The 21,492-nt window shown below is 58.9% G+C and carries 15 protein-coding genes and 4 tRNA genes; all 19 read right to left on the bottom strand.

Features of this window, described 5'->3' with window-relative positions:
• Positions 1-126 precede the first annotated feature (126 nt).
• Positions 127-438, bottom strand: a complete 312-nt coding sequence (gene rpsJ / locus PQQ95_RS24580) for a 30S ribosomal protein S10 (RefSeq protein WP_006998489.1) — start codon at positions 436-438, stop codon at positions 127-129.
• 126 nt (positions 439-564) lie between these two features.
• Positions 565-1,755 carry an elongation factor Tu gene (gene tuf / locus PQQ95_RS24575; RefSeq protein ID WP_063497539.1) on the bottom strand — a complete coding sequence of 397 codons (1,191 nt, stop codon included), beginning with the start codon at positions 1,753-1,755 and terminating at the stop codon, positions 565-567.
• 47 nt (positions 1,756-1,802) lie between these two features.
• Positions 1,803-3,905 carry an elongation factor G gene (gene fusA / locus PQQ95_RS24570; RefSeq protein WP_408441781.1) on the bottom strand — a complete coding sequence of 701 codons (2,103 nt, stop codon included), beginning with the start codon at positions 3,903-3,905 and terminating at the stop codon, positions 1,803-1,805.
• Between the two features lie 134 nt (positions 3,906-4,039).
• The gene (gene rpsG / locus PQQ95_RS24565) at positions 4,040-4,510 is read right to left on the bottom strand and encodes a 30S ribosomal protein S7 (protein WP_006053291.1); all 471 of its coding nucleotides are present in this window, start codon (positions 4,508-4,510) and stop codon (positions 4,040-4,042) included.
• A 179-nt stretch (positions 4,511-4,689) separates the two neighbouring features.
• On the bottom strand, positions 4,690-5,070 hold the full coding sequence (gene rpsL / locus PQQ95_RS24560) for a 30S ribosomal protein S12 (protein WP_006998493.1): 381 nt from the start codon (positions 5,068-5,070) through the stop codon (positions 4,690-4,692).
• Between the two features lie 221 nt (positions 5,071-5,291).
• Positions 5,292-7,139: a DNA helicase RecQ gene (recQ, locus tag PQQ95_RS24555; protein ID WP_408441779.1), complete on the bottom strand. Its 1,848-nt coding sequence runs from the start codon at positions 7,137-7,139 to the stop codon at positions 5,292-5,294.
• Between the two features lie 252 nt (positions 7,140-7,391).
• The gene (rpoC, locus tag PQQ95_RS24550; protein ID WP_054043375.1) at positions 7,392-11,630 is read right to left on the bottom strand and encodes a DNA-directed RNA polymerase subunit beta'; all 4,239 of its coding nucleotides are present in this window, start codon (positions 11,628-11,630) and stop codon (positions 7,392-7,394) included.
• A gap of 21 nt (positions 11,631-11,651) precedes the next feature.
• On the bottom strand, positions 11,652-15,758 hold the full coding sequence (rpoB, locus tag PQQ95_RS24545) for a DNA-directed RNA polymerase subunit beta (RefSeq protein ID WP_054043374.1): 4,107 nt from the start codon (positions 15,756-15,758) through the stop codon (positions 11,652-11,654).
• 370 nt (positions 15,759-16,128) lie between these two features.
• A complete protein-coding gene (rplL, locus tag PQQ95_RS24540) occupies positions 16,129-16,503 on the bottom strand; it encodes a 50S ribosomal protein L7/L12 (protein ID WP_054043372.1) in 375 nt (124 codons plus the stop codon).
• 63 nt (positions 16,504-16,566) lie between these two features.
• The gene (gene rplJ / locus PQQ95_RS24535; RefSeq protein WP_007180144.1) at positions 16,567-17,070 is read right to left on the bottom strand and encodes a 50S ribosomal protein L10; all 504 of its coding nucleotides are present in this window, start codon (positions 17,068-17,070) and stop codon (positions 16,567-16,569) included.
• A gap of 302 nt (positions 17,071-17,372) precedes the next feature.
• The gene (rplA, locus tag PQQ95_RS24530) at positions 17,373-18,071 is read right to left on the bottom strand and encodes a 50S ribosomal protein L1 (RefSeq protein WP_007180145.1); all 699 of its coding nucleotides are present in this window, start codon (positions 18,069-18,071) and stop codon (positions 17,373-17,375) included.
• Positions 18,072-18,503 (bottom strand): 50S ribosomal protein L11, encoded by a 432-nt coding sequence (gene rplK / locus PQQ95_RS24525; protein ID WP_115781229.1) that lies wholly within the window; start codon positions 18,501-18,503, stop codon positions 18,072-18,074.
• Positions 18,504-18,667: 164 nt separating this feature from the next.
• Positions 18,668-19,225 (bottom strand): transcription termination/antitermination protein NusG, encoded by a 558-nt coding sequence (nusG, locus tag PQQ95_RS24520; RefSeq protein WP_007180147.1) that lies wholly within the window; start codon positions 19,223-19,225, stop codon positions 18,668-18,670.
• Between the two features lies 1 nt (position 19,226).
• Positions 19,227-19,607 (bottom strand): preprotein translocase subunit SecE, encoded by a 381-nt coding sequence (gene secE, locus PQQ95_RS24515; protein WP_046567533.1) that lies wholly within the window; start codon positions 19,605-19,607, stop codon positions 19,227-19,229.
• 36 nt (positions 19,608-19,643) lie between these two features.
• Positions 19,644-19,719, bottom strand: a tRNA-Trp gene (locus PQQ95_RS24510).
• A gap of 65 nt (positions 19,720-19,784) precedes the next feature.
• Positions 19,785-20,975, bottom strand: coding sequence for an elongation factor Tu (gene tuf / locus PQQ95_RS24505; RefSeq protein WP_063497539.1), 1,191 nt, complete (start codon positions 20,973-20,975; stop codon positions 19,785-19,787).
• 63 nt (positions 20,976-21,038) lie between these two features.
• Positions 21,039-21,113, bottom strand: a tRNA-Thr gene (locus PQQ95_RS24500).
• 16 nt (positions 21,114-21,129) lie between these two features.
• Positions 21,130-21,203 (bottom strand) — tRNA-Gly (locus PQQ95_RS24495).
• Between the two features lie 41 nt (positions 21,204-21,244).
• Positions 21,245-21,330, bottom strand: a tRNA-Tyr gene (locus PQQ95_RS24490).
• Between the last annotated feature and the right edge of the window lie 162 nt (positions 21,331-21,492).

The raw sequence follows: 21,492 nt of genomic DNA, 5'->3' as shown, positions 1-21,492 counted from the left end.
TGCCTCAGCACACCGACTTTTTTGCGCAAATGCGCGAAAAGCCCACTATTATAGCGAAGCTTTTCGTTTTCCGCAAGCAATCAATGACTTAGCGTTGCCCGGCACGCCAGGCAACCTCTGGAAGCCTTATTGCAGCTTGATTTCCACGTCCACGCCAGCCGGCAGGTCCAGCTTCATCAGTGCGTCAACGGTCTTGTCCGTCGGGTCGACGATGTCCATCAGGCGCTGGTGCGTACGGATTTCGAGCTGATCGCGCGACGTCTTGTTGACGTGCGGCGAACGCAGGATGTCGAAACGTTGAATGCGGGTCGGCAGGGGCACCGGACCACGAACGATTGCGCCAGTCCGCTTTGCCGTGTCGACGATTTCAGCTGCCGATTGATCGATCAGGCGATAGTCGAAAGCCTTCAGGCGAATGCGGATTTTCTGGTTCTGCATGACAATTCCTTGGAAAGAGCGAGGCGGTATTGCGCCGCCAGATAGTAAAAGAACGTAGAGCCGGGCACCCGCTGTGGGCTGGCACCCGGCTCCGGGTACCACTTACTGCAACTTCAACCCTCGATTTTACTCGAGAATCTTTGCGACCACACCTGCGCCGACCGTACGGCCGCCTTCGCGGATTGCGAAGCGCAGACCTTCTTCCATCGCGATCGGGTTGATCAGCTTCACCGTGATCGACACGTTGTCGCCCGGCATGACCATTTCCTTGTCCTTCGGCAACTCGATCGAGCCCGTCACGTCCGTCGTACGGAAGTAGAACTGCGGACGATAGTTGTTGAAGAACGGCGTGTGACGACCACCTTCGTCCTTGCTCAGCACGTACACTTCAGCCGTAAAGTGCGTGTGCGGGTTGATCGAACCCGGCTTCGCCAGAACCTGGCCACGCTCCACGTCTTCACGCTTCGTGCCGCGCAGCAGGATACCCACGTTGTCGCCGGCCTGACCCTGGTCGAGCAGCTTGCGGAACATTTCCACGCCCGTGCACGTCGTCTTCACCGTCGGCTTGATACCGACGATTTCGATTTCTTCGCCGACCTTGACAACACCGCGCTCAACGCGACCCGTCACCACCGTGCCGCGACCCGAGATCGAGAACACGTCTTCCACCGGCATCAGGAACGCACCGTCAACTGCGCGCTCCGGCGTCGGGATGTACGTGTCCAGCGCATCAGCCAGGTTCATGATCGCCACTTCGCCCAGCTCGCCCGTGTCGCCTTCCAGCGCCAGCTTGGCCGAACCCTTGATGATCGGCGTGTCGTCGCCCGGGAAATCGTACTTCGACAGAAGTTCGCGAACTTCCATTTCGACGAGTTCCAGCAGCTCAGCGTCGTCCACCATGTCGCACTTGTTCAGGAACACGATGATGTACGGAACGCCAACCTGACGCGCCAGCAGGATGTGCTCGCGCGTTTGCGGCATCGGGCCGTCTGCAGCCGAGCACACCAGGATCGCGCCGTCCATCTGCGCTGCGCCCGTGATCATGTTCTTCACATAGTCAGCGTGGCCCGGGCAGTCGACGTGTGCGTAGTGGCGGTTAGCCGTTTCGTACTCGACGTGTGCCGTGTTGATCGTGATACCACGTGCCTTTTCTTCCGGCGCCGCGTCGATCTGGTCGTATGCCTTCGCTTCGCCGCCAAACTTCTTGGTCAGCACCGTCGTGATCGCTGCCGTCAGCGTGGTCTTGCCGTGGTCAACGTGACCGATCGTGCCGACGTTCACGTGCGGCTTGGTCCGTTCGAATTTACCTTTAGCCATGTTTCTCTTCTTTCAAAAAGTTAATCGTTGAATGACTTGCTGCGCGCTTATTTCGACTTCGCGTTAATGATCGCTTCAGACACGTTGCGCGGTGCTTCGGAGTAGTGCTTGAACTCCATCGTGTACGTTGCACGACCCTGGCTCAGCGAACGCAGCGAGGTCGAGTAGCCGAACATTTCCGACAGCGGGACTTCGGCGCGAACGATCTTGCCGCCGCCAATCATGTCTTCCATGCCCTGAACAATACCGCGACGGCCCGACAGGTCGCCCATCACGTTGCCCATGTAGTCTTCCGGCGTTTCGACTTCCACAGCCATCATCGGTTCGAGGATGACCGGCTGCGCCTTGCGCATTGCTTCCTTGAACGCCATCGAACCGGCCATGCGGAACGCATTTTCGTTCGAGTCAACGTCGTGGTACGAACCGAACGTCAGGTGAACCTTCACGTCAACGACCGGGAAGCCTGCCAGCACGCCAGCCTTCAGCGTTTCCTGGATACCCTTGTCGACTGCCGGGATGTATTCACGCGGAATCACACCGCCCTTGATCTCGTCCAGGAACTCGTAGCCCTTGCCCTGCTCATTCGGCTCGAGCGTGATGACCGCGTGACCGTACTGGCCGCGACCACCCGACTGCTTGACGAACTTGCCGTCAACGTCCACCGCCTTGCCGCGGATCGTTTCACGATACGCCACTTGCGGCTTGCCGACGGTTGCTTCGACGCCGAATTCACGCTTCATCCGGTCAACCAGAATTTCCAGGTGGAGCTCGCCCATGCCCGAAATAATGGTTTGACCCGATTCTTCGTCCGTTTGAACGCGGAACGACGGATCTTCCTGAGCCAGACGGTTCAGTGCCAGACCCATCTTTTCCTGGTCCGGCTTCGTCTTCGGCTCAACAGCCTGCGAGATCACCGGTTCCGGGAAAATCATGCGCTCGAGCACGATCGGGCTTTGCGGATCGCACAGCGTGTCGCCGGTCGTTGCGTCCTTCAGGCCGACTGCTGCAGCGATGTCGCCTGCGCGCACTTCCTTGATTTCTTCGCGCTGGTTCGCGTGCATTTGCAGAATACGACCCAGACGTTCTTTCTTGTCTTTGGTCGCGTTCAGCACCGTGTCACCCGAATTCACAATGCCCGAGTACACACGGAAGAAGATCAGCTGGCCGACGAACGGGTCGGTCATGATCTTGAATGCCAGAGCCGAGAACTTTTCGTCGTCAGCAGCGCGGCGCTCACCTTGCTCACCGTTTTCCAGCTCGCCGGTAACCGGCGGGATGTCGATCGGCGACGGCAGGAAGTCGAGCACAGCGTCCAGCATACGTTGCACGCCCTTGTTCTTGAACGCGGTACCGCACAGCATCGGCTGGATTTCGCAAGCGATCGTACGGTCGCGCAGACCCTTGACGATTTCCGCCTCAGTCAGCTCGCCCTCTTCGAGGTACTTGTTCATCAGGTCTTCGCTCGACTCAGCAGCCGCTTCGACCATCTTCTCGCGCCACTCGTTGCACGAGTCAACCAGTTCCGCCGGGATCTCTTCGTACGAGAACTTCGTGCCTTGCGACGCGTCGTCCCAAATGATCGCCTTCATCTTCAGCAGATCGACGACGCCCGTGAAGTTCTCTTCCGCGCCGATAGGCACCACGACCGGAACCGGGTTTGCCTTCAGACGCAGCTTGAGCTGGTCGTAGACCTTGAAGAAGTTCGCGCCGGTACGGTCCATCTTGTTGATGAACGCGAGACGGGGAACCTTGTACTTGTTAGCTTGGCGCCACACGGTTTCCGACTGCGGCTGCACGCCACCCACTGCGCAGTACACCATGCATGCACCGTCGAGCACGCGCATCGAGCGCTCAACTTCAATCGTGAAGTCAACGTGGCCCGGGGTGTCGATGATGTTGATGCGGTGCTCAGCGCGGTCGCCTGCCATGCCTTTCCAGAAGGCCGTGGTAGCAGCGGAGGTGATCGTGATGCCGCGTTCCTGCTCCTGCTCCATCCAGTCCATGGTGGCAGCGCCGTCGTGAACTTCACCAATCTTGTGGTTCACGCCGGTATAGAACAGGATGCGCTCGGTCGTCGTCGTTTTGCCGGCGTCGATGTGAGCGCTAATACCGATGTTGCGGTAGCGCTCGATAGGTGTCTTGCGAGCCACTTTAATCCTCTATTGGGATGACGCGATGCGAGAAAATACCCATCGCGCTGTAACACAAACGGGCGAGGCGCTTTGTAAGCGCACCCGCCCGGAATTTCTTTCCGCTTTTTCTGCTAAACCCGGGTTCGGGAAGCTTAGAAGCGGAAGTGCGAGAACGCCTTGTTGGCTTCTGCCATCCGGTGAACTTCGTCGCGCTTCTTCATCGCGCCGCCACGGCCTTCGGCCGCTTCGGAGAGTTCACCTGCCAGACGCAGGGCCATCGACTTCTCGCTGCGCTTCTTCGCGGCTTCACGCAACCAACGCATCGCCAATGCCATACGACGCGACGGACGCACTTCGACCGGAACCTGATAGTTCGCACCACCAACGCGGCGGCTCTTGACTTCGACCACCGGCTTGACGTTGTTGAGCGCTACCGTGAACACTTCCAGCGGGTCCTTGCCACCCTTGGTCTGGATCTGTTCGAAAGCGCCGTACACGATGCGCTCAGCAACCGACTTCTTGCCGGAGAGCATCAGCACGTTCATGAACTTAGCTACATCTACGTTACCGAATTTCGGATCCGGCAACACTTCCCGCTTGGGGACTTCGCGACGACGCGGCATGTTTCTTCCTTTAACTTTTCAGTTGGAGCTGTTTAGCCCCACGGCCACCAACTAACCCGATTCATCTCTAACGACTTACCAGCCTGGTCGGGTGACCACTTACTCGACAGCACCGGCGATTCCGGCACCACCGCTATTACCGCCTTTGCAGGCGACCTGAAACTACACTGACCGGCTAATTACTTGCCGGCCTTGGCACGCTTCGCACCGTACTTCGAGCGAGCCTGCTTACGATCCTTGACGCCCTGGGTATCCAGCGAGCCGCGAACCATGTGGTAACGCACACCCGGCAAGTCCTTAACACGGCCGCCGCGAATCAGCACGACCGAGTGTTCCTGCAGGTTGTGGCCTTCACCACCGATGTACGAAATAACTTCGAAGCCGTTCGTCAGACGAACCTTGGCAACCTTACGGAGTGCCGAGTTAGGCTTCTTCGGCGTCGTGGTGTACACACGGGTGCACACGCCGCGACGCTGGGGGCAGTCCTGCAAAGCCGGGCTCTTGCTCTTCGTCGTTTCCGACGCGCGGCCTTTGCGAACCAGTTGATTGATGGTTGGCATTGTTTATTCCTGAAATTGAACAAAATCGACGCATCTGTTTCCGGGCAAAGCAGAAACGATTGCGCATCGAACTTCCGGACCTGGCTGTCAGCGCACGAATTGACTTCATGCACAGGCATTCCAAGAACCGGAACCTAGCATAATATTCCGAAAATGCTAAGGGAGTCAACAGGTTGCGATGTTTCGCACGCCTGTCGACCGTCAACTGTGCTCGACTGCACTTAGTCGGCGGCCACGACTTCCAGCAACTCGTCGCCAAAACGGTCGAGTTTGCGGGCACCCATGCCCGGGATTCCGCGCAAATCCTCAATGGAATCAGGCCCGTTGCGGGCAATTTCCGCCAATGTGGCGTCGTGGAAGATGACGTAGGCCGGCACGCCGTCGCTTTTTGCCGTCTCGGTGCGCCAGGCACGAAGGCGTTCCCAGCGGGCACGCTCGCGTGGACCCATGCCGATCGTCGGGTCGGCGCGCTCGCTGGTGCGGCCGGACGATTGGCGAGTACGCGTCGGCTTCACGTAGCGCCGCATCGTCACATTCTGCTCGCTCTTCAACACCGCTTTGGCGGCTTCAGTCAGCACCAGCGAGCCAAAGCCTTCGTGGTCGACGGTGAGGTAGCCGAAAGCGACGAGTTGGCGAAAAATAGCGCGCCACTCCGGCTCGCCGAGCGCCGCCCCGATCCCAAAGGTGGTGAGCTTCTCGTGGCCGCGCTGCAGGATCTTCTCGCTGCGGTTGCCACGCAGAATATCGATCAGATGTCCGGCCCCAAAGTGGAATCCGCTCGCCCGCTGCGCGCGAAACACGCATGACAGCGCCATCTGCGCTTCACGCGTCGCGTCCCACGTGTCGGGCGGTTCAATACAGTTGTCACAGTTGCCGCACGGCTTGCTCGACTCGCCGAAATACGCGAGCAGCCGCACCCGGCGGCAGGTCGCCGCTTCGCACAGCCCGAGTAAGGCATCGAGCTTGCCGGTCTGCACGCGTTTATGCGCGTCGTCAGCATCGGACTCGTCGATCATCTTGCGCTGCTGCACGACGTCGCCCAGACCGTATGCCATCCAGGCGTTCGCCGGCATCCCATCGCGGCCTGCGCGTCCTGTTTCCTGGTAATAACCTTCAACACTCTTGGGCAAATCAAGGTGAGCCACGAAACGCACGTCCGGCTTGTCAATGCCCATGCCGAACGCGATCGTCGCGCACATCACGATGCCCTCCTCGCGCTGGAACATCTCCTGATGCTTCTGGCGGATTTCGAACTCCATGCCGGCGTGGTACGGCAACGCGCGCATCCCCTTCTCTTTCAGCCACTCAGCCGTTTCTTCGACCTTGCGACGCGACAGGCAATAGACAACGCCGGCGTCGGTCGTGCCGTCTGGTTTCGAGTGTTCAGCGCGGATAAAGTCGAGCAATTGCGTGCGTGCATTGTCTTTTTCGACGATGCGATAGCGAATGTTCGGACGATCGAAGCTGGAGACAAAGATACGCGCGTCATCCAGCGCAAGACGGTGGATGATTTCGTCGCGCGTGATCGCGTCAGCGGTCGCGGTGAGCGCGATGCGCGGCACGTTCGGAAAACGCTCGTGCAGCACCGACAGCTGAATATACTCAGGACGGAAATCGTGCCCCCATTGCGACACGCAATGCGCTTCGTCAATGGCAAACAGGCCGATGCGCGTACGCTCGAGCAACTCCTGAAAACGGGGCGTCATCAACCGTTCCGGCGCCACGTACAGCAGATCGATTTCCCCTTCGCGCAGCGCGCGCTCAGTGGCCATTGCTTCGGCGCTCGACAGCGTGGAATTCAGATACGCGGCCCTAACGCCCACTTCCTTCAGTGCGGCGACCTGGTCTTGCATCAATGCGATCAGCGGCGACACGACGATCCCCGCTCCGCAGCCTGCTTCGCGCCGCACCAGCGACGGAATCTGATAGCACAACGATTTGCCGCCGCCCGTTGGCATCAGCACGAGACAATCGCCGCCGCTAGCGACGTGTTCGACAATTTCGCCCTGCTGTCCTCGGAATGCGGGGTAGCCAAAAACTTCGTTGAGGATTTCGAGCGGACGGGACATGAATTGGAGAGAAGCAGCGTGATGCCGGTGACACGAATTTTACCAACGCATTCGTGCTGCGCCCGCGCTTAGATGCAACGTTAGCCGTTCGGCCTACGAAACCATCAGGAAGCGCGTGAAAAAAAGCGACTGCGGTGCGTGGGACAGGAGTCAATGCTAAAGTCTGATTCCTATCGGCAAAAAAAAACCGCTCAGTCGAAACTGAGCGGCTTCGCTGGCTGGTGAGCCCCAGGCGGCTTGCGCCGCCGGGACTTACTCGCCTGAGTGCTGCTGTTCGGCAGCCGGGGTTTCCGGCGTACCGAATTCGAACGACTCTTCCGCTGCGATCTGATCGAAACGCTCGCGGTCGGACAGTTCCTTGCTCTTGCGCGCCTTGTGGAACGCGAGGCCCGTACCCGCCGGAATCAGACGACCCACGATCACGTTTTCCTTCAGCCCGCGCAGATCGTCGCGCTTGCCCATGATCGCCGCTTCGGTCAGCACGCGAGTCGTTTCCTGGAACGACGCCGCGGAGATGAACGAATCGGTCGACAGCGATGCCTTCGTAATACCGAGCAGCACGTTGTCGTAGGTTGCCGGGATCTTGCCTTCCGCAGCCATCCGGTCGTTTTCGTCGAGCATATCCGAGCGCTCGACCTGTTCGCCCATGATGAAGCGCGTGTCACCGTTATCGACGATCTGCACGCGACGCAGCATCTGACGGACGATCACTTCAATGTGCTTGTCATTGATCTTCACGCCCTGCAGACGATACACGTCCTGCACTTCGTCAACGATGTAGCGCGCCAGCGCTTCGACGCCCTGCAAACGCAGAATGTCGTGCGGATCAGCCGGCCCGTCGACAATCATTTCGCCCTTGTTGACGACCTGACCATCGTGCACCAGAACCTGCTTTTCCTTCGCGATCAGGAACTCGTGCTGATTGCCTTCGAGGTCCGTGATAACGAGACGCTGCTTGCCCTTCGTGTCCTTACCGAACGACGTCGTGCCCGTGACTTCCGCCAGAATACCGGCGTCCTTCGGCGAGCGCGCTTCGAACAGTTCGGCCACACGCGGCAGACCACCGGTAATGTCGCGAGTCTTTTGCGATTCAACCGGGATACGTGCCAGCACTTCACCGACCTGCACTTGCTGACCGTCCTTCACGGTGATCAGAGCGCCGACCTGGAAGCCGATCTGCACCGAGTGCTCGGTGTTCGGGATCTTGACTTCTTCGCCGTTCGCGTCGAGCAGCTTGACCTGCGGGCGCACCGTCTTCGACGCTTGCGAACCGCGGCGCTTCACGTCGATCACGACCAGCGTCGAGAGACCCGTCACATCGTCGATCTGCTTGGCAACCGTCACGCCTTCTTCGACGTTTTCGAACTTCACCGTGCCACCGTACTCGGTGATGATCGGACGCGTCATCGGATCCCACGTCGCCAGTTGCGTGCCGGCCTTGATCTGCGCGCCGTCCAGTTGCAACAGCGTCGCGCCGTACGGCACCTTGTGACGTTCACGCTCACGGCCATGGTCGTCGGTGATCATCGCTTCGCCCGAACGCGAGATGACGATCTGCTCGCCCTTCGCGTTGGTGACGTAACGCATGGTCGCCGTGAAACGCACCGTACCGTTCGACTTGGCTTCAACCGACGAAGCCACTGCTGCACGCGATGCCGCACCACCGATGTGGAACGTACGCATCGTGAGCTGCGTGCCCGGTTCACCGATCGACTGAGCAGCGATCACGCCAACTGCTTCACCGACGTTCACCGACGAGCCACGACCCAGGTCGCGGCCATAGCAGGCTGCGCACAGACCGTAACGCGTTTCGCAAGTCAGCGGCGTACGCACGCGCACTTCGTCGATGCCGAGGCGTTCGATTTCTTCGACCGCGTCTTCGTCGAGCAACGTGCCCGTTTCGTACAGCGTTTCCTGCGTTTCCGGATTGACGACGTCAGCCACCGTCACGCGACCGAGAATACGGTCACGCAGCGCTTCGACGACTTCACCGCCTTCGACCAACGCCTTCATGGCAACGCCGTTGGACGTACCGCAATCGTCCTCGACCACCACCAGATCCTGCGTCACGTCGACGAGACGACGCGTCAGGTAGCCCGAGTTTGCCGTCTTCAGTGCCGTATCAGCCAGACCCTTACGTGCACCGTGGGTCGAGATGAAGTACTGCAACACGTTCAGGCCTTCGCGGAAGTTCGCCGTAATCGGCGTCTCGATGATCGAGCCGTCCGGCTTCGCCATCAGGCCACGCATACCGGCCAACTGACGAATCTGAACCGCGGAACCACGAGCACCCGAGTCAGCCATCATGTAGATGGAGTTAAACGACTCTTGACGCGTTTCGTTGCCGTCGCGATCGACCACCGGTTCCGTCGACAGCTGTTCCATCATCGCCTTGCCGACCGCTTCCGACGTTGCCGACCAGATGTCGACCACGTTGTTGTAGCGCTCTTGCGACGTGACGAGACCCGACATGTACTGACGGTCGTATTCCTTCACCTTCTTCGCTGCGTCGCCGACGATCTGTTCTTTTTGCGGCGGCACGAGCATGTCGTCCACGCAAATCGAAATACCGGCGCGCGTTGCCAGACGGAAACCCGACTGCATCAACTGGTCGGCGAAAATCACCGTTTCACGCAGACCGCACTTGCGGAATGCGGTGTTGATGAGGCGCGAGATTTCCTTCTTCTTCAGCGGCTTGTTCAGCACCGAGAACGGCAGGCCCGGCGGCAAAATTTCCGACAGGATCGAACGGCCGACTGTCGTCGCGTACAGCGTGATCTTCGGCACGAACGCCGGTGCGCCTTCCGACTTGTCTTCGTTGTGGACCATTTCCGTGATCCGCACGTTGACGCGCGAGGCCAGCTCGACTTCCTTGTTCTCGTAAGCACGCAGTGCTTCCGACACGCCGGTGAACGTCAGGCCTTCGCCCTTGGCGTTCACTGCTTCACGCGTCGCGTAGTACAGGCCGAGCACGATATCCTGCGACGGCACGATCGACGGATCGCCGTTGGCCGGGAACAGGATGTTGTTCGACGCCAGCATCAGCGTACGCGCTTCCATCTGCGCTTCGAGCGACAGCGGCACGTGCACAGCCATCTGGTCACCGTCGAAGTCGGCGTTGAACGCCGCGCAAACGAGCGGGTGCAGCTGGATAGCCTTACCTTCGATCAGCACCGGCTCGAAAGCCTGAATGCCAAGACGGTGCAGCGTCGGCGCACGGTTCAGCATGACCGGATGCTCGCGGATCACCTCTTCGAGGATGTCCCACACCACCGGCGTCTGGTTCTCGACTTCCTTCTTCGCAGCCTTGATGGTGGTAGCCACACCCATCACTTCGAGCTTGTTGAAGATGAACGGCTTGAACAGTTCGAGCGCCATCAGCTTCGGCAGACCGCACTGATGCAGCTTGAGCGTCGGGCCGACCACGATCACCGAACGGCCCGAGTAGTCGACGCGCTTACCGAGCAAGTTCTGACGGAAACGACCGCCCTTACCCTTGATCATGTCAGCGAGCGACTTCAGCGGACGCTTGTTCGCGCCGGTCATGGCCTTACCGCGACGACCGTTGTCGAGCAGCGAATCGACGGCTTCCTGCAGCATCCGCTTTTCGTTGCGGACGATGATTTCAGGCGCCTTCAGTTCGAGCAGACGCTTCAACCGGTTGTTACGGTTGATCACGCGGCGATACAGGTCGTTCAGGTCCGACGTCGCAAAGCGGCCGCCATCCAGCGGCACCAGCGGACGCAGTTCCGGCGGCAGCACCGGCAGCACTTCGAGCACCATCCAGTCAGGCTTGATGCCCGAACGCTGGAAAGCCTCGAGCACCTTCAGGCGCTTCGCGTACTTCTTGATCTTCGCTTCCGAACCCGTGTTCTTGAGTTCGGTGCGCAGCATCTCGACCTGTTCGTCGATGTTGATCGCGCGCAGCAGTTCGCGAACGCCTTCCGCGCCCATCTCGGCACGGAATTCGTCACCGTACTCTTCGACCTTGTTGTAGTAATCCTCTTCCGTCATGATCTGCCGCGCTTTCAGCGGCGTCATGCCCGGATCGATCACCACGTAGGCTTCGAAGTACAGCACGCGTTCGATGTCGCGCAGCGTCATGTCGAGCACCATGCCCAGACGCGACGGCAGCGACTTCAGGAACCAGATGTGAGCGACCGGCGAGGCCAGCTCAATGTGGCCCATCCGTTCGCGACGCACCTTCGCGAGCGTCACTTCGACGCCGCACTTTTCACAGATCACGCCACGATGCTTCAGGCGCTTGTACTTGCCGCAAAGGCATTCGTAGTCTTTGATCGGCCCGAAAATCTTCGCGCAGAACAAACCATCGCGTTCCGGCTTGAACGTCCGGTAGTTGATGGTTTCCGGCTTCTTGACTTCACCGAACGACCACGAACGGATCTTGTCTGGCGAGGCCAGACCGATCTTGATCGCGTCAAAAACTTCAGGCTGTTGGACTTGCTTGAATAGATCGAGCAGAGCTTTCATTGCTTTCTCTCCGTAGTCCGATTAGTTGCGGTCGAGGTCGATGTCGATACCGAGCGAGCGGATTTCCTTCACGAGCACGTTGAAGGATTCCGGCATGCCGGCGTCGATCACGTGATCACCCTTGACCAGGTTCTCATACACCTTGGTCCGGCCCGCCACGTCATCCGACTTCACCGTCAGCATTTCTTGCAACACGTACGATGCGCCGTACGCTTCGAGCGCCCACACTTCCATTTCACCGAAACGCTGGCCACCGAACTGCGCCTTACCGCCCAACGGCTGCTGCGTCACGAGCGAGTACGGGCCCGTGGAACGCGCGTGCATCTTGTCGTCGACCAAGTGGTGCAGCTTCAGGTAGTGCATGTAACCGACAGTCACCGTACGCTCGAACATCTCACCCGTGCGGCCGTCATACAGACGCACCTGGTTCTTCGACGGCGTCATGCCGAGGTTCTTCGCGATGTCGTCCGGGAATGCCAGATCCAGCGCGCGCGACATTTCTTCTTCCGTCGCACCGTCGAACACCGGCGTGGCAAACGGAACGCCTTCGCGCAGGTTCTTCGCCAGTTCGACGATTTCGTCGTCCGTGAAGCTGTCCAGCTCTTCAGCGCGGCCCGACTCGTTGTAGATCTTGGTCAGGAATTCGCGCAGTTCAGCGATCTTCGCCTGACGTTGCAGCATTTCTGCAATACGCCAGCCGAGACCCTTCGCGGCCCAACCCAGATGCACTTCGAGAACCTGACCCACGTTCATCCGCGACGGCACGCCGAGCGGGTTCAGCACGACGTCAGCCGGACGGCCATCGGCCATGTACGGCATGTCTTCGATCGGAACGATCTTCGACACCACACCCTTGTTACCGTGACGGCCGGCCATCTTGTCGCCAGGCTGCAGACGACGCTTAACAGCCAGATACACCTTGACCATCTTCAGCACGCCCGGCGGCAGTTCGTCGCCTTGCGTGAGCTTCTTGCGCTTTTCTTCGAACGCCAGATCGAACTGGTGACGCTTCTGTTCGATCGAGTCCTTGATCGCTTCGAGCTGTGCCGCTGCTTCTTCGTCCGCGAGGCGGATATCGAACCAGTGGTAGTGGTCGAGATCTTCCAGGTAAGCCTGTTCGATCTTCGTACCCTTCGCGAGCTTCTTCGGACCGCCGTTCGCGACCTTGCCGGTCAGCATACGCGCGAGACGCTGGAATGCATCGCCTTCCACGATACGTAGCTGGTCGTTCAGGTCGAGGCGATAACGCTTCAGTTCATCGTCGATGATCTGTTGCGCGCGCTTGTCGCGCTGAATGCCTTCACGCGTGAACACTTGCACGTCGATGACCGTGCCGCTCATGCCCGACGGCACGCGCAGCGACGTGTCCTTCACGTCCGAAGCCTTTTCACCGAAGATCGCGCGCAGCAGCTTTTCTTCCGGCGTCAGCTGGGTTTCGCCCTTCGGCGTGACCTTACCGACCAGCACGTCGCCCGCTTCGACTTCAGCGCCGATGTAGACGATGCCCGACTCATCGAGACGGCCGAGTTGCACTTCAGCCAGGTTCGAGATGTCGCGCGTGATTTCTTCCGGTCCGAGCTTCGTATCGCGAGCTACGACGTTCAGTTCTTCGATGTGGATCGACGTGTAACGATCGTCAGCAACCACCTTCTCCGAGATCAAGATCGAATCTTCGAAGTTGTAGCCGTTCCACGGCATGAACGCGACCAGCATGTTCTGGCCGAGAGCCAGTTCGCCGAGGTCGGTCGATGCACCGTCAGCCAGCACGTCGCCACGCGACACGATATCGCCGACCTTCACGATCGGGCGCTGGTTGATGTTCGTGTTCTGGTTCGAACGCGTGTACTTGATCAGGTTGTAGATGTCCACGCCGACGTCGCCAGCAACGGCTTCATCGTCGTTCACGCGGATCACCATACGGCCTGCGTCGACGTAATCGACCACACCACCGCGGAATGCCTGAACCGTCGTACCCGAGTCGACTGCCACCGTGCGTTCGATACCCGTACCGACCACGGCCTTTTCAGGACGCAGACACGGCACAGCCTGACGTTGCATGTTCGAACCCATCAATGCGCGGTTCGCGTCATCGTGCTCGAGGAACGGAATCAGCGATGCTGCCACCGAGACGATCTGCGACGGCGCCACGTCCATGTACTGGATGCGGTCCGGCGTAACCATCAGCGTTTCGCCTGCTTCACGCGACGACACCAGTTCGTCGGTCAGCGAGCCATCGGCAGCAACCGCCGCGTTCGCCTGAGCGATCACGTAACGGCCTTCTTCGATCGCCGACAGATAGTCGATCTGATCGGTCACCTTGCTATCCACAACCTTGCGATACGGCGTTTCGAGGAAGCCGTATTCGTTCAGGTGCGCGTACAGTGCCAGTGAGTTGATCAGGCCGATGTTCGGACCTTCCGGCGTTTCAATCGGGCACACACGGCCATAGTGGGTCGGGTGCACGTCGCGGACTTCAAAGCCAGCGCGCTCACGCGTCAAACCGCCCGGGCCAAGTGCCGATACACGGCGCTTGTGGGTGATTTCCGACAGCGGGTTGGTCTGGTCCATAAACTGCGACAGCTGCGACGAACCGAAGAACTCGCGAATCGCCGACGAAATCGGCTTCGAGTTGATCAGGTCGTGCGGCATCAGGTTTTCGCTTTCGGCCTGGCCGAGGCGTTCCTTCACAGCACGTTCGACACGCACAAGACCCGCGCGGAACTGGTTTTCCGCCAGTTCGCCGACGCAACGCACACGACGATTGCCCAAGTGGTCGATGTCGTCCACTTCGCCCTTGCCGTTGCGCAACTCGACCAGGATCTTGATCGTTGCGAGGATGTCGTCGTCTTGCAGCGTCATCGGACCGACGATTTCGTCGCGACCGACACGGCGGTTGAACTTCATACGACCCACCTTGGACAGGTCGTATGCGTCTTCGCTGTAGAACAGACGGTTGAACAGCGCCTCGACCGCTTCTTCGGTCGGCGGCTCGCCCGGACGCATCATGCGGTAGATCGCAATGCGTGCAGCCATCTTGTCCGCGGTTTCGTCGATACGCAGCGTCGACGAGATGTACGGACCTTGATCCAGATCGTTCGTGTAGAGCGTCTGGATGTCTTTGATCTTCGATTCGCGGAGCTTTTCGAGGACGGTTTCGGTGATTTCGTCGTTCGCGTTAGCGATGACTTCACCCGTGTCGCCGTCGACGACGTTCTTCGCGAGCACGCGGCCGAGCAGATAGTCTTCCGGCACCGAGATGAACTTCGTCTTCGCGTTGTCGAGATCGCGAATGTGCTTGGCGTTGATCCGCTTGTCCTTCTGGACGATCACGTTGCCATCACGGTCCGTGATGTCAAAGCGCGCGACTTCACCACGCAGACGCTCCGGCACGAATTCCATCTGCGCGCCTTCCGGCATCAGCGTGAAATTGTCGAACACGAAGAAGTTTGCGAGGATCTGCTCCGGCGTCAGGCCAATCGCCTTCAGCAGGATCGTGACCGGCATCTTGCGACGGCGGTCAACGCGGAAGTACAGCACGTCCTTCGGATCGAATTCGAAGTCGAGCCACGAACCGCGGTAAGGAATGATACGGGCCGAGAACAGGAGCTTGCCCGAGCTGTGCGTCTTGCCCTTGTCGTGTTCGAAGAACACGCCAGGCGAACGATGCAGCTGCGAAACGATCACACGTTCCGTGCCGTTGATGACGAACGAACCCGTCGGCGTCATGAGCGGAATTTCGCCCATGTACACTTCCTGTTCCTTCACTTCCTTGACGACCGGCTTGCTCGGCGATTCCTTGTCGAGCAGCACCAGGCGCACTTTCGCGCGCAGTGCTGAGCAGTACGTCAAACCGCGCTGCTGACATTCCTTGATGTTGAATGCCGGCGGCGACAGCATGTAGCTGACGAACTCGAGACGCGCAAAACCGTTGTGCGAAACGATCGGGAAAACGGATGTAAACGCAGCTTGCAGGCCTTCCGGCTTGCGTTGCGTGGACGACGTGTCTGCTTGCAGAAACGTGCTGAATGATTCAAGCTGGGTAGCCAGCAGGAAAGGTACTTGGTGAACGATGGGGCGCTTCGCAAAACTCTTGCGAATGCGCTTCTTCTCGGTGAAGGAATATTGCATACGATCTCCGAATCACGGCGGGCATTGTTGTCGAGGCAGGATACCTTGATGAGACAACCCGAGTGTTCACCGACTGAGACCCGATGGCCGTCCGATGGCTTGAACGAGCCTAGAAGCTTGGTGGTTGGCCGCTACCAACCGCTGGCTGACGGCAGCGGATGCCTATGTTGCCCGCTACCCGACCAAACTTGCCTTCTGCAGTCGCTTCAGAAGACAAAGAGAAGCGCCGGTCGATATTGCCGATAGGCGATTTTCTTTGGCTTCTGGGACCCCTACTCTTGCCGAAACTAGCTGGCAAAAACGTGGTTCCCACAAAGCACAAAAAGGCCGGCGGTGGAAAACCGCCAGCCTTCGCACAACGCGCCGAAACTTACTTGATTTCAGCCTTCGCGCCGGCTTCTTCCAACTTCTTCTTGGCTTCTTCAGCAGCAGCCTTCGGTACCGATTCCTTAACAGGCTTCGGTGCACCGTCAACCAGGTCCTTCGCTTCCTTCAGGCCGAGACCCGTCAGTTCACGAACAGCCTTAATGACCGAAACCTTGTTCGCGCCGACTTCCGTCAGGTTGACCGTGAATTCGGTTTGCTCTTCAGCAGCAGCAGCAGCGCCGCCGCCTGCCGGGCCTGCCACTGCAACAGCAGCTGCCGACACGCCAAACTTTTCTTCGAACGCCTTAACCAGCTCGTTCAGTTCCAGAACCGACATCGAGCTTACTGCCTCGAGGATGTCATCTTTTGCGATTGCCATTTGAAATACTCCTAAATTGAATTCGGATACAGCCAGCGATCAATCACGCTCGACTGAAGTGCATTACGCAGCGGTTTCTTCGCCTTGTTTCTTTTCTGCCAGCGCGGCCAGAGCGCGCGCAAAGCCGGAAACAGGTGCTTGCATAACGTACAACAGCTTGGAGAGCAGTTCTTCGCGGCTCGGGATGTTTGCCAGCGCTTGCACGCCAGCCTTGTCCATCACCTTGCCTTCGTAGGAACCAGCCTTGATGATCAACTTGTCATTGGTTTTGCCGAAGTCGTTGACGACCTTAGCAGCAGCAATTGCATCTTCCGAGATGCCGTAGATCAGGGGGCCAGTCATCTGCTCTGCCAGCGGAGCAAACGGGGTACCTTCGACAGCGCGACGCGCCAGCGTGTTCTTCAACACACGAAGGTAAACCTGTTGCTCACGCGCTTTCGCGCGCAGCTTGGTCAGATCGCCAACCGCGATTCCACGATACTCAGCCAGAACCACGGTCTGGGCTTTCGCGACTTGCGCGGCAACCTCAGCGACGACGGCCTGCTTGCTTTCTTTGTTAAGTGGCACGGTTAACCTCCAGATTCGATACACGCAGCGTGCGCCTTGTGTACCGCGTTCAATAACGGCGTCCGACCAGTCAGGAGTATTTCGACCGCCTGAACCCCACATTGCTGCGGACTTCAACCGGCTTCATCACTACAAAACCTTTTCGGGTTCGCCATCTGCGTTGGCTTTACATTAAGGGGCCGCCTACCTGCTGCGTTCCCGCCAACGGTCTTTGACAACCGGCCGCTCGATGCAGACTGCCATCTTGCGACCGCCCAAAGCCCATAAAACCGCCTCGACTCACATCAAGGCGATGAAATTTATTACTGTGCTGCGATCGATGCCTGGTCGACGCGAACGCCGACACCCATCGTGCTCGACAGCGCAACCTTACGCAGGTACACACCCTTGCTCGTTGCCGGCTTCGCCTTTTGCAGCGCGTCGACCAGAGCGTTCAGGTTGCTGCGCAGAGCCGTCGGCTCGAACGAAGCACGGCCAATCGTGGCGTGGATGATACCGGCCTTGTCGACACGGAATTGAACCTGGCCGGCCTTGGCGTTCTTGACCGCAGTCGCGACGTCCGGCGTAACCGTGCCAACCTTCGGGTTCGGCATCAGGCCGCGCGGGCCGAGGATCTGACCGAGCGTACCGACAACGCGCATCGTGTCCGGCGAAGCGATCACGATGTCGAAGTCCAGCTTGCCGGCCTTGACTTGTTCAGCCAGGTCTTCCATACCGACGACTTCTGCGCCAGCTGCACGAGCTTGCTCAGCCTTTTCGCCTTGTGCGAACACGGCCACGCGAACCGACTTACCGGTACCAGCCGGCAGCACGACCGAACCGCGAACCACTTGGTCCGACTTCTTCGCGTCGATGCCGAGTTGCACGGCAACGTCGATCGACTCGTCAAACTTCGCGCTTGCGCATTCCTTAACGAGCGACAGAGCTTCGTCGATCGCGTACAGCTTTTGACGATCAACCTTGGCTGCAAATGCTTGCAGACGCTTTGAAAGCTTAGCCATTTACACGCCCTCCACGGTGATGCCCATCGAGCGGGCGCTACCAGCGATCGTACGAACCGCTGCGTCCAGATCAGCTGCCGTCAGATCGGGCATCTTGGTCTTGGCGATGTCTTCAGCTTGAGCACGGGTGATCTTGCCGACCTTGTCGGTATGCGGCTTGGCCGAACCCTTGTCGATCTTCGCTGCCTTCTTGATCAGAACCGTAGCCGGCGGCGTCTTCAGAACGAATGTGAAGCTCTTGTCCGCGAACGCGGTGATCACGACCGGAATCGGCAGACCCGGTTCCAGTGCTTGAGTCTGCGCGTTGAACGCCTTGCAGAACTCCATGATGTTCAGGCCGCGCTGGCCCAGTGCCGGACCGACCGGCGGCGACGGGTTGGCTTTACCTGCAGGAATCTGCAGCTTGATAAAGCCGATGATTTTCTTTGCCATTTTGAAAACCTCTTAGGAACGCCGCGTAGTACAAGCGGACATTCAGTGAGTAGTAGCGCGCGTTCGCCGAAAAACAGACTACTTACGCTCCTCAACGGCCATTACGCGGACCGTAAGCGCGAAATACGGAACGCACCGACCGGTGCGCCCCGTAGAATTCTGGATTACAACTTTTCGACCTGGCCGAATTCCAGCTCGACCGGCGTTGCGCGGCCGAAGATTGTAACGGAAACACGGACGCGCGACTTTTCGTAGTTCACTTCTTCGACGCTGCCGTTGAAATCCGTGAACGGACCGTCCTTCACCCGCACCATCTCGCCTACTTCGAACAGGGTCTTCGGACGCGGCTTTTCCACGCCTTCCTGCATTTGCGACATGATCTTCTCGACTTCCCGCGGGGAAATCGGGCTCGGACGATTACGCGCACCGCCTACGAAACCTGTCACCTTTGCCGTGTTCTTCACGAGGTGCCACGTTTCATCCGTCATTTCCATTTCCACAAGGACATAACCCGGGAAGAAACGACGCTCGGTCACCGATTTGTGACCGCCTTTCACCTCGACCACCTCTTCAGTCGGGACGAGGATTTGACCAAACTGGTCTTGCATGCCAGCACGTTCGATGCGCTCTTGAAGCGCACGTTGCACGCTCTTCTCCATGCCGGAGTAGGCGTGCACCACGTACCAACGTTTGCCGCTCGGGGATGCCGGAGTATCGCTCATATCATTTCCAACCCAGAATCACCGAGAAAATCGCCCATTCGATGGATTTATCGCTAATCCAAAGAAAGATCGCCATGACGAACACGAAGCCGAACACTACGAGCGTTGTCTGGGTGGCCTCTTTACGAGTCGGCCAGACAACCTTGCGAACTTCTTTGTATGAGTCTTTGGCGAAAGCGATGAAACCCTTGCCAGGCGCGGAGAGAAGACCGACTGCAACACCCGCGATAGCGCCAACAGCCAAGGCGGCTCCGCGGACGTACCATTCCTGGCCGCTGAGCCAGAAGAACCCCACGAACCCGGCCAAGACCAACAATACGCCCGCGACGAGCATCAGCTTGTCGCCGGATGTATTTACAGTTTCGACGGAAGGATTCGCCATAACACCTTAACGAAGCGCCACATACGGCGCGAGAGTTGGCAGGGGCAGAGGGAATCGAACCCCCAACCTTCGGTTTTGGAGACCGACGCTCTGCCAGTTGAGCTATACCCCTAAACCATTTTGGGGTTGACGACACCGCCAACCCCGAAACTACCGATCAACGAGAACTTTCTGGCGTTACTCGAGAATCTTTGCGACCACACCTGCGCCGACCGTACGGCCGCCTTCGCGGATTGCGAAGCGCAGACCTTCTTCCATCGCGATCGGGTTGATCAGCTTCACCGTGATCGACACGTTGTCGCCCGGCATGACCATTTCCTTGTCCTTCGGCAACTCGATCGAGCCCGTCACGTCCGTCGTACGGAAGTAGAACTGCGGACGATAGTTGTTGAAGAACGGCGTGTGACGACCACCTTCGTCCTTGCTCAGCACGTACACTTCAGCCGTAAAGTGCGTGTGCGGGTTGATCGAACCCGGCTTCGCCAGAACCTGGCCACGCTCCACGTCTTCACGCTTCGTGCCGCGCAGCAGGATACCCACGTTGTCGCCGGCCTGACCCTGGTCGAGCAGCTTGCGGAACATTTCCACGCCCGTGCACGTCGTCTTCACCGTCGGCTTGATACCGACGATTTCGATTTCTTCGCCGACCTTGACAACACCGCGCTCAACGCGACCCGTCACCACCGTGCCGCGACCCGAGATCGAGAACACGTCTTCCACCGGCATCAGGAACGCACCGTCAACTGCGCGCTCCGGCGTCGGGATGTACGTGTCCAGCGCATCAGCCAGGTTCATGATCGCCACTTCGCCCAGCTCGCCCGTGTCGCCTTCCAGCGCCAGCTTGGCCGAACCCTTGATGATCGGCGTGTCGTCGCCCGGGAAATCGTACTTCGACAGAAGTTCGCGAACTTCCATTTCGACGAGTTCCAGCAGCTCAGCGTCGTCCACCATGTCGCACTTGTTCAGGAACACGATGATGTACGGAACGCCAACCTGACGCGCCAGCAGGATGTGCTCGCGCGTTTGCGGCATCGGGCCGTCTGCAGCCGAGCACACCAGGATCGCGCCGTCCATCTGCGCTGCGCCCGTGATCATGTTCTTCACATAGTCAGCGTGGCCCGGGCAGTCGACGTGTGCGTAGTGGCGGTTAGCCGTTTCGTACTCGACGTGTGCCGTGTTGATCGTGATACCACGTGCCTTTTCTTCCGGCGCCGCGTCGATCTGGTCGTATGCCTTCGCTTCGCCGCCAAACTTCTTGGTCAGCACCGTCGTGATCGCTGCCGTCAGCGTGGTCTTGCCGTGGTCAACGTGACCGATCGTGCCGACGTTCACGTGCGGCTTGGTCCGCTCAAACTTACCCTTGGCCATTTTCGACTCCTAAGAGGATTTATCCGTACGTTGCGCCGCGCGCAAACAATCACCGAGTACTTCTGGTGCCCATGGGCAGGATCGAACTGCCGACCTCTCCCTTACCAAGGGAGTGCTCTACCACTGAGCCACATGGGCGCTACTTCTTTGTTACTGGAGCGGGTGAAGGGAATCGAACCCTCGTCGTAAGCTTGGAAGGCTTCTGCTCTACCATTGAGCTACACCCGCAAGGATCCATGGATTCCCAACTACTGCTACAGCTTGCATTCTGGTGGAGGAGGTTGGATTCGAACCAACGTAGGCGTAAGCCAACAGATTTACAGTCTGCCCCCTTTAGCCACTCGGGCACCCCTCCGCAGAGAACTGATGATTATGAGGGAACAACCGCTTGCTGTCAAGGCTTGCTTGACCGTTCCAAACTCATAGCTCTCACTTATATAGTGATTCCAACGCCCGCCGTAAACGCAGAAACCCCACCTTTATGGGGTGGGGTTTCTGATGCTGCAGGGGAGCCTGA

Origin of the sequence: Paraburkholderia caffeinilytica, assembly GCF_046030355.1 — a bacterium.
GTDB lineage: Bacteria > Pseudomonadota > Gammaproteobacteria > Burkholderiales > Burkholderiaceae > Paraburkholderia > Paraburkholderia caffeinilytica_B.
Note: the sequence above shows the minus strand (reverse complement) of the source record. Positions and strands in the feature narration are given on the sequence as shown.

Coding starts and splice junctions, on each gene's coding strand:
- rpsJ (WP_006998489.1), bottom strand. CDS start 438: ATGCAGAACCAGAAAATCCGCATTCGCCTGAAGGCTTTCGACTATCGC.
- tuf (WP_063497539.1), bottom strand. CDS start 1,755: ATGGCTAAAGGTAAATTCGAACGGACCAAGCCGCACGTGAACGTCGGC.
- rpsG (WP_006053291.1), bottom strand. CDS start 4,510: ATGCCGCGTCGTCGCGAAGTCCCCAAGCGGGAAGTGTTGCCGGATCCG.
- rpsL (WP_006998493.1), bottom strand. CDS start 5,070: ATGCCAACCATCAATCAACTGGTTCGCAAAGGCCGCGCGTCGGAAACG.
- recQ (WP_408441779.1), bottom strand. CDS start 7,139: ATGTCCCGTCCGCTCGAAATCCTCAACGAAGTTTTTGGCTACCCCGCA.
- rpoC (WP_054043375.1), bottom strand. CDS start 11,630: ATGAAAGCTCTGCTCGATCTATTCAAGCAAGTCCAACAGCCTGAAGTT.
- rpoB (WP_054043374.1), bottom strand. CDS start 15,758: ATGCAATATTCCTTCACCGAGAAGAAGCGCATTCGCAAGAGTTTTGCG.
- rplL (WP_054043372.1), bottom strand. CDS start 16,503: ATGGCAATCGCAAAAGATGACATCCTCGAGGCAGTAAGCTCGATGTCG.
- rplA (WP_007180145.1), bottom strand. CDS start 18,071: ATGGCTAAGCTTTCAAAGCGTCTGCAAGCATTTGCAGCCAAGGTTGAT.
- rplK (WP_115781229.1), bottom strand. CDS start 18,503: ATGGCAAAGAAAATCATCGGCTTTATCAAGCTGCAGATTCCTGCAGGT.
- nusG (WP_007180147.1), bottom strand. CDS start 19,225: ATGAGCGATACTCCGGCATCCCCGAGCGGCAAACGTTGGTACGTGGTG.
- secE (WP_046567533.1), bottom strand. CDS start 19,607: ATGGCGAATCCTTCCGTCGAAACTGTAAATACATCCGGCGACAAGCTG.
- tuf (WP_063497539.1), bottom strand. CDS start 20,975: ATGGCCAAGGGTAAGTTTGAGCGGACCAAGCCGCACGTGAACGTCGGC.